We start from the raw sequence: 14,050 nt of genomic DNA, 5'->3' as shown, positions 1-14,050 counted from the left end.
GCCCCGGCGCCCCCTGCCTGGGTTCGTCAACCGTTCGCTGCACGTGGCGATGCGGCAGCTCGTTTGGCTGGGCTTCCGCCGCATGGTCAATCAGGCCCGACGCAACGTGCTGGGACTCGGGCCCTGGTCGCTCGTCCATCCTGGCCACGTCATGCTCGAGCGCCGATGGCCGGTGGTCTACGGGTTCTCTCCCGCGGTCGTTCCTCCACCGCCTGACTGGTCCGACCTCATCAAGGTCACCGGCTACTGGTTCCTCGATGAGGCGCGCACCTGGGTGCCTCCGGTCGGGCTGCTCGACTTCCTCAATGCGGGGCCTGCCCCCGTCTACGTCGGCTTCGGCAGCATGGGTGGCTTCGATGCCGCCGAGACGAGCCGGCTCGTCGTCCAGGCGCTGAACGGACGCCGCGCGGTGCTCGCGGCGGGCTGGGGCGGGCTCGACCGGAAGGCGCTCCCCGAGAACGTGCATTTCGTCGACTCGGCACCGCATGACTGGCTCTTCCCGCGCATGGCCGCCGTCGTGCACCACGGTGGCGCGGGGACGACGGCCGCGGCCCTCCGCGCGGGCGTCCCCATGGCCGTCGTGCCGTTCCTCGGAGACCAACCGTTCTGGGGCTGGCGCATGGAGCAGCTCGGCGTGGCTCCGCGTCCCATTCCTCGCAAGCAGCTCACGGCACAGAACCTCGCGACCGCGATCGCCGCCACGGACTCGCCCGGGATGCGCGCTCGGGCCGAACACCTTGGCGCGACGATCCGGTCCGAGGATGGCGTGGGCCAGGCGGTGCGCATCATCGAGGCGGCCCTTTCATGACCGGCACTCGCGAGGCACCGGGCCCCCGGGGCCACTGGTTCTGGGGAAGCCTGCGGGAGCGCAGGAGCGAGTCGCTCCCCTTCCTCCTCCGGATGCACCGCGAATACGGCGACGTGGCCCAGTGGCGCATGGGGCCCGTCAACCGGGTGCTGTCGCTCGTGAACCCCGAGCACGTGAAGCACGTCCTCGTGGAGCACGTCGGCCGGTACACGAAGGGCGTGGGGGCGCAGCGGTTGAGCGCCATGCTCGGCAATGGCCTGCTGACCAGCGAGGGAGACTTCTGGAAGCGACAGCGGCGCCTCGCACAGCCGGCCTTCCACCTCGAACGACTGGTGCCCCTGGTGCGGGTGATGGAGGAGGAAGGGCGGCACATGCTGGAGCGCTGGCGGACGCGCCCCGACCCCTCGGCCCCGCTGGACCTGGCGCAGGAGATGGCGCGGACCACGCTCTCCATCGCCAGCCGGGCGCTCTTCTCCACCCAGGTGATGGACGAGGCGGACCGCGTCCTCCCGGCGCTCACGGTGGCGCAGCAAGAAGTGAACGGGCGCGTCCTGTCCCTGATGCCGCTGCCGCTCGGCCTCCCCACTCCCGGCAATCGCGCCTTCGTGCGAGCGCGCCAGACGCTCGACGCCGTCGTCTTCGACATCATCGCTCGGCGTCGCAGCGGAGAGACGCGCGGACAGGACCTGCTCGCGATGCTGATGGAGGCCCGCGACGCCGACACGGGCGAGGGCATGACGGATGGACAGCTTCGCGATGAGCTGATGACGCTCTTCATCGCCGGCTACGAGACGACCGCCAATGCCCTGGCGTGGACATGGTCACTGCTCTCCGAGCATCCGGAGGTGGAGGATCAGGCTCGCGCCGAGGTCGCCCAGGTGCTGGGCGAGCGCGTGCCCACGGCGGAGGACGTCCCCCGGCTGCGCTATCTCTCGCAGGTGCTCGAGGAGAGCATGCGCCTGCACCCACCCGCCTGGGTCCTGGTGCGGCAGGCGCTCACGGAGGACGTGCTGGACGGCTTCCGCATCCCGGCCAGTCCCCGCCTCATCATCGCCATCTCGCCCTGGGTCATCCACCGCCAGCCGTCGCTCTGGCCGGAGCCGGAGCGCTTCAATCCCGAGCGCTTCTCGCCCGAGCGCTCCGCGGGCCGGCCACGCCTGGCCTACCTGCCGTTCGGTGCCGGGCAGCGCCACTGCATCGGCCAGCGCTTCGCCATGATGGAGATGGTGCTGCTGCTCGCGCAGGTGCTGCGGCGCTACCGGCTCCGTCGGGTGCCCGGCTGGCGGGCGGAGCAGGAACCGCTGGTGGCGCTGCGTCCCAAGGGCGGTGTGCCCATGCACCTGGATCCGCTCACGTCGCCCTGACGTCCCCCGAATCGATGACGCCGAGCAGCCGCTCCTCGAAGCGGCGCAGGAGGGACGTGGCCCGCTCGGGCGAGAGGTTCTGGCGGTCGTACACGGTGTGGGTCTGCAGACCGCCACACGTGCTGATGGCCATCACCAACGCCTGACTCGGAGTCGGTGCTCCGTAGAACCCCAGGCGCCGCACCGTGAGCTTCCGCCCGTGCTCCAGGATGTTCATGCGGCCGACGTTCGTCAGCACGCTGTTCCACGGGAAGCGCCGCATCCCTTCCAGCAGGGCGAGGCCGCTCTCCCGCGCGAGACTCGGCGGGTGCTGGGCGTAGACGAGCTCGTGGAGGAGATGGGCATTGCCCACCTCGACCTGCTGCCGGACGTCCCGCGTGACGGTGTCCGCGAGCTGCCAGAAGTCCTCCTCGTTGCTCACGCGAATGCGGCTCACCACCCCCGACAGCCTCACGGCGACGTCGTCCGCCTCCACGCGACCTCGGCGTACATTCCGGAGGTTGACGGGCGAACCCAGCGACAGCACCACGGACTGTCCCGGGGCCAGGAACTCCGCGTGCAGCGCCCCCAGGTAGGCCGCGCCCAGCGCTCCGTGCACCGTCACGCCGTGTCGCCGACAGGCCTGGACCAGGGACTCGGTCTGTTCGGATGACAGCTCGAACTCGTGGTAGCCGAGCTCCCGCGTGAGCGTCGTCCGTTCGCACAGGCCCGGCACGACATTCCCCGGAGCCACTCCCTGGATCCGCGCCCTCACGTCCGCGATCACCGTGGCCAGATGGGTGGCCTTGTCCGCCGCGCCGAACGCCTCCGGGCGGTAGAACGACTCCTGCGCCGGCGGAGGGAGCGTGGGCCTTGGGCCGACGCCTTCATCCAGGAAGCGGATCCACTCGGACAGCAGCCGCGCGCTCGAATCACCATCGCCGATGGCATGGTGGAACGTCAGGCCCACCCAGGTCCGCTCGCCATCGCTGGCCCAGTGCGCGCGGAACAGGGGTGCTCGGCTTTCATCGATAGGGAGGTCCGCCTCTCGCATCCAGTGACGTCGAAGGGCCTCGGGCTCCGCCGCGACGCGGATCAGCGTGGGTGGCACCGCGTCCACCTCCTCGAAGCAGGGACGGCCCACTTCCGCGTCCTCGACGATGCGCGCCCGCAGGATGGGATGCGCTTCAACGAGGGCCTCGAGTCCCTTCGCGAGGTCCTCCTCCACCACCGGACCGGTGAGCTCCACGGTGGCGATGAAGTTGCCGCAGAGGACCCGGTCGAGCTGCCAGAAGAGACACTCCGCCAGTCCCAACGGACGACGCCAGCGCGGGGATGACGCCGCACGCGGTGAAGCAACAGGTTCGACACTCATCGGGAACACCTCGGCGCGCATGACGCGGAAGATGACGCTGCGCGGCGACACGTGTTGCATCGCGCAACGCCTTCGAAGCTGAAGACTGATTCAGGTTTCAGTATAGGCTGCGCGCCCCCATGAAGGCAGGACGAGGGAAGGCATGAGCACCGAACCACAGCCCCTGGACATGGAAGCCGTCGCCATCATCGGCATGTCCTGCCGCTTCCCCGGCGCCAGCACCGTGGAGCAGTTCTGGCGGAACCTCCAGGAAGGGGTGGAGTCCATCTCCTTCTTCTCCGACGCGGAGCTGGAGCGCGCGTCCATTGATCCCGCGGAGCTGGGAGACCCGAAGTACGTCAAGGCCCGGGGCCTCCTCGAGGACGTCGAGCGCTTCGACGCGCGCTTCTTCGGCTTCTCTCCGCGAGAGGCCGAGCTGACCGACCCGCAACAGCGCGTCTTCCTCGAATGCGCGTGGGAGGCGTTCGAGCGCGCCGGGTACGAACCGTCTGCCTTTCCAGGTCCCATCGGCGTCTTCGCCGGGGCCGGCGCCAACCACTACCTGCTTCAGCACCTGGTTCCGGCGGGACGGCTGGTGGGAACGGCGAACGCGTTCCAGACCATCCTCCACAACAAGAACGACCACCTGGCCACGCGCGTCGCCTACAAGTTGGATCTCAAGGGCCCGAGCATCTCCGTGCAGACGGCGTGCTCCACGTCGCTCGTGGCCGTCGTGCTCGCCAGCCAGGCGCTGCTCAGCCACCAGTGCGACATGGCCCTGGCCGGCGGTGTCTCGCTGACCGTTCCACAACGGACCGGGTACCTCTACAACGAGCGGGGCATCGGTTCGCCGGACGGGCACTGCCGCGCCTTCGACGCGAAGGCCCAGGGCACCGTCGCCGGCAACGGGGCGGGCGTCGTGCTGCTGAAGCGACTCTCCGATGCGCTGGCCGACGGCGACACCATCCACGCGGTCATCCGGGGCGGCGCCCTCAACAACGACGGCGCCGCGAAGGTCGGCTACACCGCGCCGAGCGTCACCGGGCAGGCGGACGTCATCGCCATGGCGCAGTCGCTGGCGGGCGTGACTCCCGACACGGTCTCCTATGTCGAAGCGCACGGGACGGGCACTTCGCTGGGTGACCCCATCGAGGTGAAAGCGCTGACGCTGGCCTTCCGGGCCCAGACGCAGCGCACGGGGTTCTGCGCGCTCGGCTCGGTGAAGACCAACCTGGGGCACCTGGACACCGCGGCCGGCATCGCCGGGCTCATCAAGACGACCCTGGCGCTGGAGCATCGCCGCCTCCCGCCGAGCCTGCACTTCGAGACGCCCAACCCGGAGATCGACTTCGCCCAGAGCCCCTTCTACGTCAACGCGCGGCTGCGTGACTGGGACGCCCCGGCACCGCGGCGCGCGGGCGTCAGCGCCTTCGGCCTGGGCGGCACCAACGCGCATGTCGTCGTGGAGGAGGCCCCCGTGAGAGGCGCCTCGGGCCCGTCGCGCCCCTTCCAGCTCCTCATGTTGTCAGCCCGCTCGGACGCGGCCCTGGAGGCGATGACGACCCGACTCGCCGAGCACCTGAAGCAGCACCCCACCCTGCCCCTGGCGGATGTGGCGTACACGCTGGCGGTGGGCCGGCGCGACTTCGACCACCGCCGGTTCGTGGTGTGCCGTGACACGGAGGACGCCGCGACCACACTCGCGACCCTCCATCCGGAGCGGGTCCTGTCGCGCACGCAGGAGCCCACCCGCCGGTCGCTGGTGTTCCTCTTCCCCGGCCAGGGCTCACAGCATCCCGGGATGGCGGCGGACCTCTACGCTTCCGAGGCCGTCTTCCGCGACGAGGTGGACCGCTGCCTCGAAGCCCTGCGGCGGCGACACGATCTGGACCTGGCGTCGGTGCTGTTCATCGCCGAGGGAGGGGAGGCTCACGCGGCGGCGCGACTGGAGCAGACGGCCCTCACCCAGCCGGCGCTCTTCGTCATCGAGTACGCGCTGGCGCGGCTGCTCCAGCACTGGGGTCTCCAGCCGGGCGCGATGTTCGGCCACAGCGTGGGTGAGCTTGTCGCCGCGTGTCTCTCCGGAGTGTTCTCGCTCGACGATGCGCTCGACCTCGTAGCGCTTCGGGGGCGCCTGCTCCAGGCGTGCCCGCCCGGGGCGATGCTGTCGGTGCAGCTTCCCGAGCGTGAGCTGCTCCTCCTGCTGGCGCCGGAGCTGGAGCTGGCCGCGATCAATGGTCCGTCTTCGTGCGTGGTCGCGGGCTCCACGGAGGCCATCGCCGCGCTGGAGCGACGGCTCTCTGGGAGCGCCATTCCCTGCCGGCGGCTGCGCACCTCCCATGCCTTCCACTGCAAGCAGGTGGAGGCCGCGGTGGCGCCCTTCCGTGAGGCGGTGGCCCGCGTCCAGAGGAATGCGCCGCGGCTCCGCTTCCTCTCCTGCGTGACGGGGACGTGGATCACCCCGGAGCAGGCCATGAGCCCCGACTACTGGGCCCAGCACCTGCGAAAGCCCGTGCGCTTCGCGGATGGATTGGAGGTCCTGCTCCAGGAGCCTGATGCCGTCCTGCTGGAGGTAGGCCCGGGACGGGCGCTGCGCACGCTGGCGCGGTGGCATCCCCGGAAGCAGCCGGGCCAGGCCGTGCTGCCCTGCCTTCCGTCCGCCGAGGAGCAGACCTCGGACGTGGAGCACCTGCTGCGCACCGTGGGCCAGCTCTGGCTGCTGGGCGTGACGGCGCCGGGCCTCTTCGCCAGACAGCAGCGTCATCGCCAGACACTTCCCACGTACCCCTTCGAGCGCCAGCGCCACTGGGTCGAGCCGCGCACCTCGCACGTCGTCCCCGGCGCGCGGCAGGGCTCCCTGGAGAAACGGGCCGACCTGGCGAGCTGGTTCTACGTGCCGGTCTGGAAGGAGTCAGCTCCCCTGCTCGCCGCGCGCGCGGCGACGGAGGGCACACCGCGTGTCACGTGGTTGCTGCTCGTGGATGAAGCCGGGCTCGGGGCTCGCGTCGCCGCGCGGCTGCGTCAGTCCGGTGGGGACGTGGTGGAAGCGCGACAGGCACGGGCCTTCCGGCGCACCGCAGCGGACACGTTCGAGGTGGCGCCCACCCGTGAGGGCTACGCGGCCCTGCTCTCGGAGCTCCACACCGAGGGACGCGCGCCCCAACGCATCGTGCACTGCTTCGGCCTCACTCCCGAAGCCGCGGGCGCGTCCTCCGAGGACGTGGTCGCGCGGTCCTTCTACAGCCTGCTCTTCCTGGCCCAAGCACTGGGGCGACAGGGGTTGGAGCAGCCGGTGAGCATCGTGGCGGTGTCCAATGGCATGCAGGAGGTCACCGGCGACGACCTCGTGTGGCCCGAACAGGCGACGGTGCTGGGCCCGGTCCGGGTCATCCCTCGCGAGTACCCCCGCCTGCGTTGCAGGAGCGTGGACGTCACGCTGCCTCCCACCGGCGGTCCGCGGCTCGAACGGCTGGCGGAGCTGATCGCCACGGACGTCGCCTCCGAGGTCGAGGAGCCGAACACCGCGTACCGGGGAGGCCGCCGCTGGGTGCAGGGCTTCGACACGCTCCGACTGGGAGACGGCGCCGCGACGCCGCCCCTGCGTGAGCGCGGCACGTACCTCATCACCGGTGGCCTCGGTGGAATCGGGCTCGCCCTCGCGGAGTCCTTCGCGGATCGGGTGCGCGCCCGGCTCGTGCTCACCGCGCGCACGGCGCTGCCTCCGCGCGAGGCGTGGCCCCGGCTCCTGGAGGATCCCGGCACGGAGGACACGGTGCTCGGGAGGATTCGCGCCGTCCTGTCGCTCGAGGAGCGGGGCGCGGAGGTCCTCGTGTGCCGCGCGGACGTCACCGACCTGGAGGCGATGCGGGGGGTGATGGCCGCGACACAAGAGCGCTTCGGCGCGCTCCACGGGGTCATCCACGCGGCGGGCGTTCCAGGCGGTGGCCTCATCCAGCTCAAGTCGCCCGAAGCAGCGGCCGTCGTCCTCGCGCCCAAGGTGCGGGGGACGCAGGTGCTGATGGCCGCGCTGGAGGGAACCGCTCCCGACTTCTTCGTCGCCTGCTCCTCCCTGTCCTCCGTCGTCGGCCGACTGGGTCAGGTGGACTACACGGCGGGCAACGCCTTCCTGGATGCGGCCGTGCGCGCGTACCACGCCCGCACCGGGGTGCACGCCGTGGCGGTGAACTGGGGTGCGTGGGAGGAGGTCGGGATGGCGGCGCGCAAGGACGCAGCCGCGGAACAGCCCCTCCGGTTGCTCCCGCATCCGCTCCTCCACCGCTGCCTCGAGGACACGCCGGAGCGGCTCGTCTTCGCCTCGGACATCGGCGATGCGCGGTCGCGTTGGGTCGTGGATGAGCACCGCATCCTCGGCACCCCCACCGTCCCCGGCGTGGCGTGGTTCGAATTGGTGCGGGCCGCGCTCTCCGGCCTCGCCCGGGAGCGCGTCATCGAGCTGTTCGACACGTTCTTCCTCTTCCCGCTGCGGGTGCCCGACGGAGAGACGCGTGAAGTCCGGCTCGTCATCGAGCAGGAGGCGGAGGGCTACCGCTGGGTGGTGCGCTCGCAGCCAGCGGACGGCGCGGGCAAGGCCACGGCCCATGTCACGGGCCGAGCCCGGTTCCTCGCTCCCATGGCACCGCGGACGCTCGACCTGGACGCGATTCGTCGCCGGTGCGAGGGCACGCCCGACTCGCTCGAAGCCGAGTACGAGGAAGACCTGGGACCTCGCTGGCGCAGCGTCCGCCAGCTCCATCTGGGCAAGGGCGAGCTGCTGCTCGTGCTGGAGCTCCAGCCGGAGTTCGCCTCCGACCTCGAACACATGCGCTTCCACCCTTCGCTGATGGACCGGACCTCCGGCATGGCGAAGAGCTTCCTCGCCGAGCGCGGCTACTACCTGCCCTTCGGCTATGGACGCCTGCGCTTCCTCGGCGCGCTACCGCGCCGCATCCACGCCCACGCGCGGTTCCTCGAACATGCGGGTGCGGATGGGGAGACGCGCGCCTTCGACGTCGTGCTGACGGACGACGCGGGCCGCGTGCTGGTGGAGGTCGAGCGGCTGACCCAGAAGCGGGTGAACGACCCCGCCGCCGAACTCCGCGCGCTGGCCGCCGCCAGGACGGAGACCCTGGACGCCACCGGCCCCCTCCAGGGCGCGCGCGAGGAGATCCTTTCGCGTGAAGGCGTGGCCGCGTTCGAGCGGCTGCTGGCGGCCCGCGTGATGCCGCAGGTGGTCGTCTCCGTGCGGGACCTCCAGGCCACGATCGCGAACACCGACGAGGTCGTCCGCGAGCGCATCGCCGAGGCCGCGGCCGAGGTGCGCACGGGAGAGACCCTCCAGTCGCGACCGAACCTCAAGACGGGCTACGTGCCCCCGCGCACCGGGTTCGAGCAGAAGCTCGCCGCTGCCTGGCAGGAGGTGCTGGGCATCGACCGGGTCGGCATCCACGACGACTTCTTCGAACTCGGTGGCGATTCGGTCCAGGCCATCCAGATCATGGCCCGTGGCAGCCGCCTGGGACTCCAGCTCGACCCGGAGCAGTTCTTCCAGACCTCCACCATCGCGGAGCTGGGCCGGGTGCTCGAAGGAATGCTCACGCGACAGGCCGAACAGGGCCCGGTGGTGGGGCCCGTCCCGCTCACGCCGGAGCAGCGGCGCCTGCTGGAGGTGCCTCCCGAGGCCACCGCGAGTGCCAGCCGGGTGCTGACACTCGACCTTCCGGGTTCAACCGATGCGGCCCGGGTGGCCGGCGTGCTGAATGGCCTCCTCACCCGTCACGATGCGCTCCGCCACCGCTTCCTCCACGAGGGCACGGACTGGCGACAGGAGGGCACACCGCCGGGTGGGGACGTGCCGCTGGTGGAGCTCGACCTGGGCACGCTGTCGGGGGCGGAGCACGCGGAGGCCCTCCGCGCCTCGGCGCAGCGCCTCCAGGCCGCGCTGGATCCGAGCCGTGGGCCGTTGCTGGCGGCGGCCCTCGTCCAGGGCACCGCGGGAGGCAGCCGCCTGCTCCTGGCTGGTCATGAGCTGGTCATTGATGGGACGTCATGGCGCATCCTTTCCGAGGACGTGAGCACTGCCCTGCGGACGAACGCGGGCGACGGCGCACGCTCGAAGACCTGGCCCTTCAAGCGCTGGGCGGAGCAGCTCACGCAGGACGCCGTCGCGTCGAGCGGAGACGTCGCCCCGCGGAGGGGCGCCGCGCACGAGCTCACGGCCTCACTGTCCGCGGACGAGACGCGCACCCTCCAGGAGAAGCTCACGCGCGTCTGGCGTGCCGACCTGGGAGAGGCGCTGCTCGTGGGCTTCGCCAGCGCGCTCGCGGCGTGGACCGAGGGCCGCGTGCTTCACCTCGACTTCATCCATGACGGGCGCGGTGCGTTCGAGGGGTTCGACTGCTCCCACACGGTGGGCTGCTTCGACGTGAGCCGTCCGCTGCGCATCGAGCTTCCCGAGGGTGCCGACGAAGCGACGCTGCTCAAGGGCGTCAAGGAAGAGGTCCGCCGCCCTTCGCTTCAGGAGTCCGGCTCTCGGCGGAACGCGATGGGCCTGCGCCTGCTGGGAGGAAACGGCGCGATTCCGGAAGGGCTCTCCGGACGGGGCCTGACGGGCGGACGCTTCCTGGAGCTTGAAGGCTTCCTCGCCGGAGACCGGATCCACGTGCGCTGCACCCATGATGGGGACACCCTGCCCAGGCCGGCCCCGGAGCGGCTCCTCGCGGACGTGCTCGGTGCACTGCGCGCGCTGTGCGCGGGGGACCTCGAGGCCCGGAGCGCCATCTCTCCTACGGACTTCCCGCATGCGGGGCTGGATGCGTCGCAGATGGACACCCTCGCGTTGCTCATTGATCAGATCGACGAGGCCCACGACCCATGAAGAACGTCGACGATGTCTACCGGCTCGCGCCGATGCAGCAGGGCATGTTGTTCCACAGCCTCTACTCACCGCGCGGAGGGGCCTATGTGGAGCAGGTCTCCTGGACGTGGCGGGGCCCGCTCGCCTTCCCGCTGCTGCAACGCGCGTGGCAGCGCGTCGTCGAACGCAACCCCGTGCTGCGCACCTGCTTCTTCTGGGAGGGCCTGCCCGAACCGGTCCAGGCCGTGCGCACCCAGGTCGAAGTGCCCTGGGAGCAGCACGACCTGCGCGGGCTGCCCGTGGCCGAACAGGCCGCGCGGTGGGAGGCCCTGCTCGACGCCGACCGGCGCAAGGGCTTCACGCTCGCGGCGGCGCCGCTCCTGCGTTTCAAGCTCCTCCAGCTGGGACCGGAGCTGTACCGATGCCTGTGGAGCTACCACCACCTGCTGCTCGACGGGTGGTCGCTGCCCCTGTGCTTGAGGGAGGTCGCCCTCCACTACGACGCGCTCGCGCAGGGGCGCGAGCTGGAGCTGGAGGTGGGGCGCCCCTACCGTGACTTCGTCATCTGGCTGTCGCGCCGCGAGCGGGCGGAGGCGGAGCGGTACTGGCGCGAGGCACTCCAGGGCTTCGTGGCCCCCACCCCGCTCTGGGTCGACCGTGGCTCCGAGCTGCCGCCCCAGGCCGATGCGACCTACGCCTCGTGCACCCTCCGTGTGTCCGCGTCCGTGACGAATCAGCTCACGGCGCTCGCCCGGCAGAACCAGCTCACGCCCGGCACGCTCGTGCAGGGGGCCTGGACGCTGCTGCTCAGCCGCTACAGCGGAGAGCGCGACGTCGTCTTCGGCAGCGTCACCTCCAGTCGCTCGCCCGCGCTCGCCGGCTCCGAGACGATGGTGGGGCTGCTCATCAACACGCTGGCCACGCGCGTGGCGGTCCCTCCCGAGGCGGAGCTCCTCCCCTGGCTGAAGCAGCTCCAGGCGGATCAGCTCGCCGCGCGGCGACACGACGTGCTCTCGCTGGTGGACGCCCAGGGACTCGGCCAGGTGCCGCGCGGACAGCCCCTGTTCCACAGCGTCGTCTCCATCCAGAACGCGCCCGGGCTGAAGCTCGACCCCATCGCCGGGGGGGCGGTGTCGCTGGAGGACCTCGCCTACGCCGACCCCCGGACGGGGCACCCCCTTACCTTCGTGGCGAACGTGGGCGTGGACCTGGAGCTGCAGCTCGTCCACGACGTGGACCGCTTCGCGCCGGACTCCGTCGCGCGGATGCTGGAGCACGTGCGCGTGCTGCTGGAGGGCATGGTGGCCGGCCCCCGGCGACGGCTCCGCGAGCTGCCGCTGGTGACCGCCGAAGAGAGACACCGACTGCTGGTGGAGTGGAACGACACCACGACGGCCTTCCCCCGGGACGCCTGCCTCCAGGAGGTGTTCGAGGCGCAGGCGGACCGGACCCCGGACGCCGTCGCGGTGGAAGCCGAGGGCGCGCACCTCACGTACCGGGAGCTGGACCGGCGGGCGAACCAGCTCGCGTGGCAGCTGCGCGCGCTCGGCGTGGAGCGCGGTGCCATCGTCGGCCTGTGCCTGGAGCGCTCCGTGGAGACGGTGGTGGGCGTGCTCGGCATCCTCAAGGCAGGCGGTGCATACCTGCCCCTGGATCCCACCTATCCCAAAGACAGACTGGCCTTCATGTTGGACGAGGCCCACGTCCGCGCGCTCGTCACCCAGCAATCCCTATCGGACCTGTTGCCCATGAGCACGGAGCGGCGGGTGCTGATGGACGTGGACCGGGAACGCATCGCCGCGAGGCGTGACGACCGGCCCGTCGCGGGCACGGGCCCCCTGGACCTCGCGTATGTCATGTACACCTCGGGCTCGACCGGACGGCCCAAGGGCGTGTGCGTCCCCCACCGTGGCGTGATGCGGATGGCGATGGACACCGGCTACTTCGACACGGGGCCGCAAGAGACCTTCCTGCTGCTGTCACCCATCTCCTTCGACACCTCGGCCTTCGAGCTGTTCGGGAGCCTGCTGCATGGGGCGAAGCTGGCGGTGTGCCCGCCACACATGCCGTCGCTCGAGGAGCTGGGCCGCGTGCTGGAGCGCTTCGGGGTGACGACGCTGTGGCTGACCGCGCCCCTCTTCGACCAGATGGTGGCGTACCACCCCGAGGCGCTCGACCGGGTACGCCAGGTGCTCGCCGGAGGAGACGTGCTGGCACCGGCCCGGGTGAGGGAGCGCCTTGCGCGAGGCGGCCACGTCATCAACGGCTATGGCCCCACCGAGAGCGCCACCTTCACCACCTGCTACGTGATGAAGGAGCCAGGCCAGGTGGAGCGCACGGTGTCCATTGGCCGCCCCATCGCGAACACGCAGGTGTACCTGCTCGACAGCCAGTTGGAGCCCGTGCCCCAGGGTGTGCCGGGAGAGCTCTACATCGGGGGAGACGGACTCGCCGCGGGCTACCTCCGCCAGCCGGCCCTCACCGCGGAGCGCTTCATTCCCAACCCCTTCAGCTCCGAGCCCGGGGCGCGGATGTACCGGACGGGAGACAACGCCCGCTACCTGCCCGACAGGCGCCTCGAGTTCCTCGGCCGCGCCGACCACCAGCTCAAGGTGCGCGGCTTCCGCATCGAGCCGGGGGAGATTGAAGCCAGGCTCCTGGAGCACCCCGCCCTGCGTGAGGCCGTCGTGGTCGCGCGGGAGGACGTGCCCGGAGATCGACGGCTGGTCGCCTACGTCGTCCCCGCCGCGGGCTCCACACCTGAGAGCGGGGCGCTGCTCGGCTTCATCGCGGAGCGACTGCCCGCGCACATGGTGCCCTCGGCGCTCGTGGTGCTGGACGCGCTGCCGCTGTCCCCCAACGGCAAGGTGGACCGCAAGGCCCTGCCCGCTCCCACCGGAGGCCCGGTCTCCGAGGCCCTCCCCGCCGCTCCCCGCGATGACGTGGAGCGGCAGCTCGTCCAGCTCTGGGAGGAGCTGCTGCACCTGCGGCCCGTGGGCATCGACCAGAGCTTCTTCGCGCTGGGCGGACACTCGCTGCTCGCGATGAGCATGATGTCGCGGATCGCCCGCGCGCGGGGACGCACGCTCCCCCTGTCGGTGCTCTTCACGCACCCCACCATCGCGCGACTCGCGGAGCTGCTGCGCGAGGAGCCTTCCGCGGCCCCCTGGACACCGCTCGTGCCCATCCAGCCCCACGGCAAGCGCCCGCCCCTGTTCTGCGTGCACCCCATTGGAGGCAGCGCGCTCTGCTACGTCCCGCTCTCCCAGCACCTGGGGATGGAGCAGCCGCTCTACGGGCTCGAAGCCCCGGGCCTCGATGGCACCCGCGAGCCCTTCACCACGCTGGAGGCCATGGCGGCGGCCTACGTGGAGGTCGTGCTGAAGACGCAGCCGGAGGGCCCCCTTCTCCTCGCCGGCTGGTCCATGGGCGGACTGGTGGTCTTCGAGATGGCCCGGGAGCTGCTGCGGCGCGGGAGGCGCGTGGCGCTCGTCGCCCTCATCGACAGTTGGGTGCCGGCGCTCCAGCCGGGAGTCGGGCCCACGCGACCGGACGACGCGCTGCTGCGCCAGGACTTCGCGGTGGAGCTGGAGCGGATGGGAGGACCCGGGGCCTCCCCCTCCAGCGAGGCGATGCGCGCCCGCTTCGACGTCTACCGCGCCCATGCCCGGGCCTTCCGCGCGTACGTGCCC

At 71.2% G+C, this 14,050-nt stretch carries 5 protein-coding genes; 4 read left to right on the top strand and 1 reads right to left on the bottom strand.

Features of this window, described 5'->3' with window-relative positions:
* Both D7V97_RS27740 and D7V97_RS27735 read left to right on the top strand, forming a co-directional pair.
* Positions 1 to 808: glycosyltransferase (locus D7V97_RS27740; protein WP_233583264.1), on the top strand; the 808-nt coding region annotated here is incomplete at its 5' end.
* Positions 805 to 2,172, top strand: coding sequence for a cytochrome P450 (locus D7V97_RS27735; RefSeq protein ID WP_120613650.1), 1,368 nt, complete (start codon positions 805 to 807; stop codon positions 2,170 to 2,172). The genes D7V97_RS27740 and D7V97_RS27735, both read left to right, overlap by 4 nt.
* Here the strand turns inward: D7V97_RS27735 and D7V97_RS27730 are convergent.
* Positions 2,159 to 3,586: a condensation domain-containing protein gene (locus D7V97_RS27730; RefSeq protein ID WP_120613649.1), complete on the bottom strand. Its 1,428-nt coding sequence runs from the start codon at positions 3,584 to 3,586 to the stop codon at positions 2,159 to 2,161. The genes D7V97_RS27735 and D7V97_RS27730 overlap by 14 nt on opposite strands.
* An 82-nt stretch (positions 3,587 to 3,668) precedes the next feature.
* Here D7V97_RS27730 and D7V97_RS27725 point away from each other — a divergent pair, with 82 nt between their 5' ends.
* The gene (locus tag D7V97_RS27725; protein ID WP_120613648.1) at positions 3,669 to 10,379 is read left to right on the top strand and encodes a type I polyketide synthase; all 6,711 of its coding nucleotides are present in this window, start codon (positions 3,669 to 3,671) and stop codon (positions 10,377 to 10,379) included.
* Positions 10,376 to 14,050, top strand: a 3,675-nt coding sequence (locus D7V97_RS27720) for a non-ribosomal peptide synthetase (protein ID WP_120613647.1), incomplete at its 3' end; no start/stop codon positions are given. The genes D7V97_RS27725 and D7V97_RS27720, both read left to right, overlap by 4 nt.

Source organism: Corallococcus sp. CA053C, from assembly GCF_003611675.1.
In the GTDB taxonomy this organism is placed as follows: Bacteria; Myxococcota; Myxococcia; order Myxococcales; family Myxococcaceae; genus Corallococcus.
Note: the sequence above shows the minus strand (reverse complement) of the source record. Positions and strands in the feature narration are given on the sequence as shown.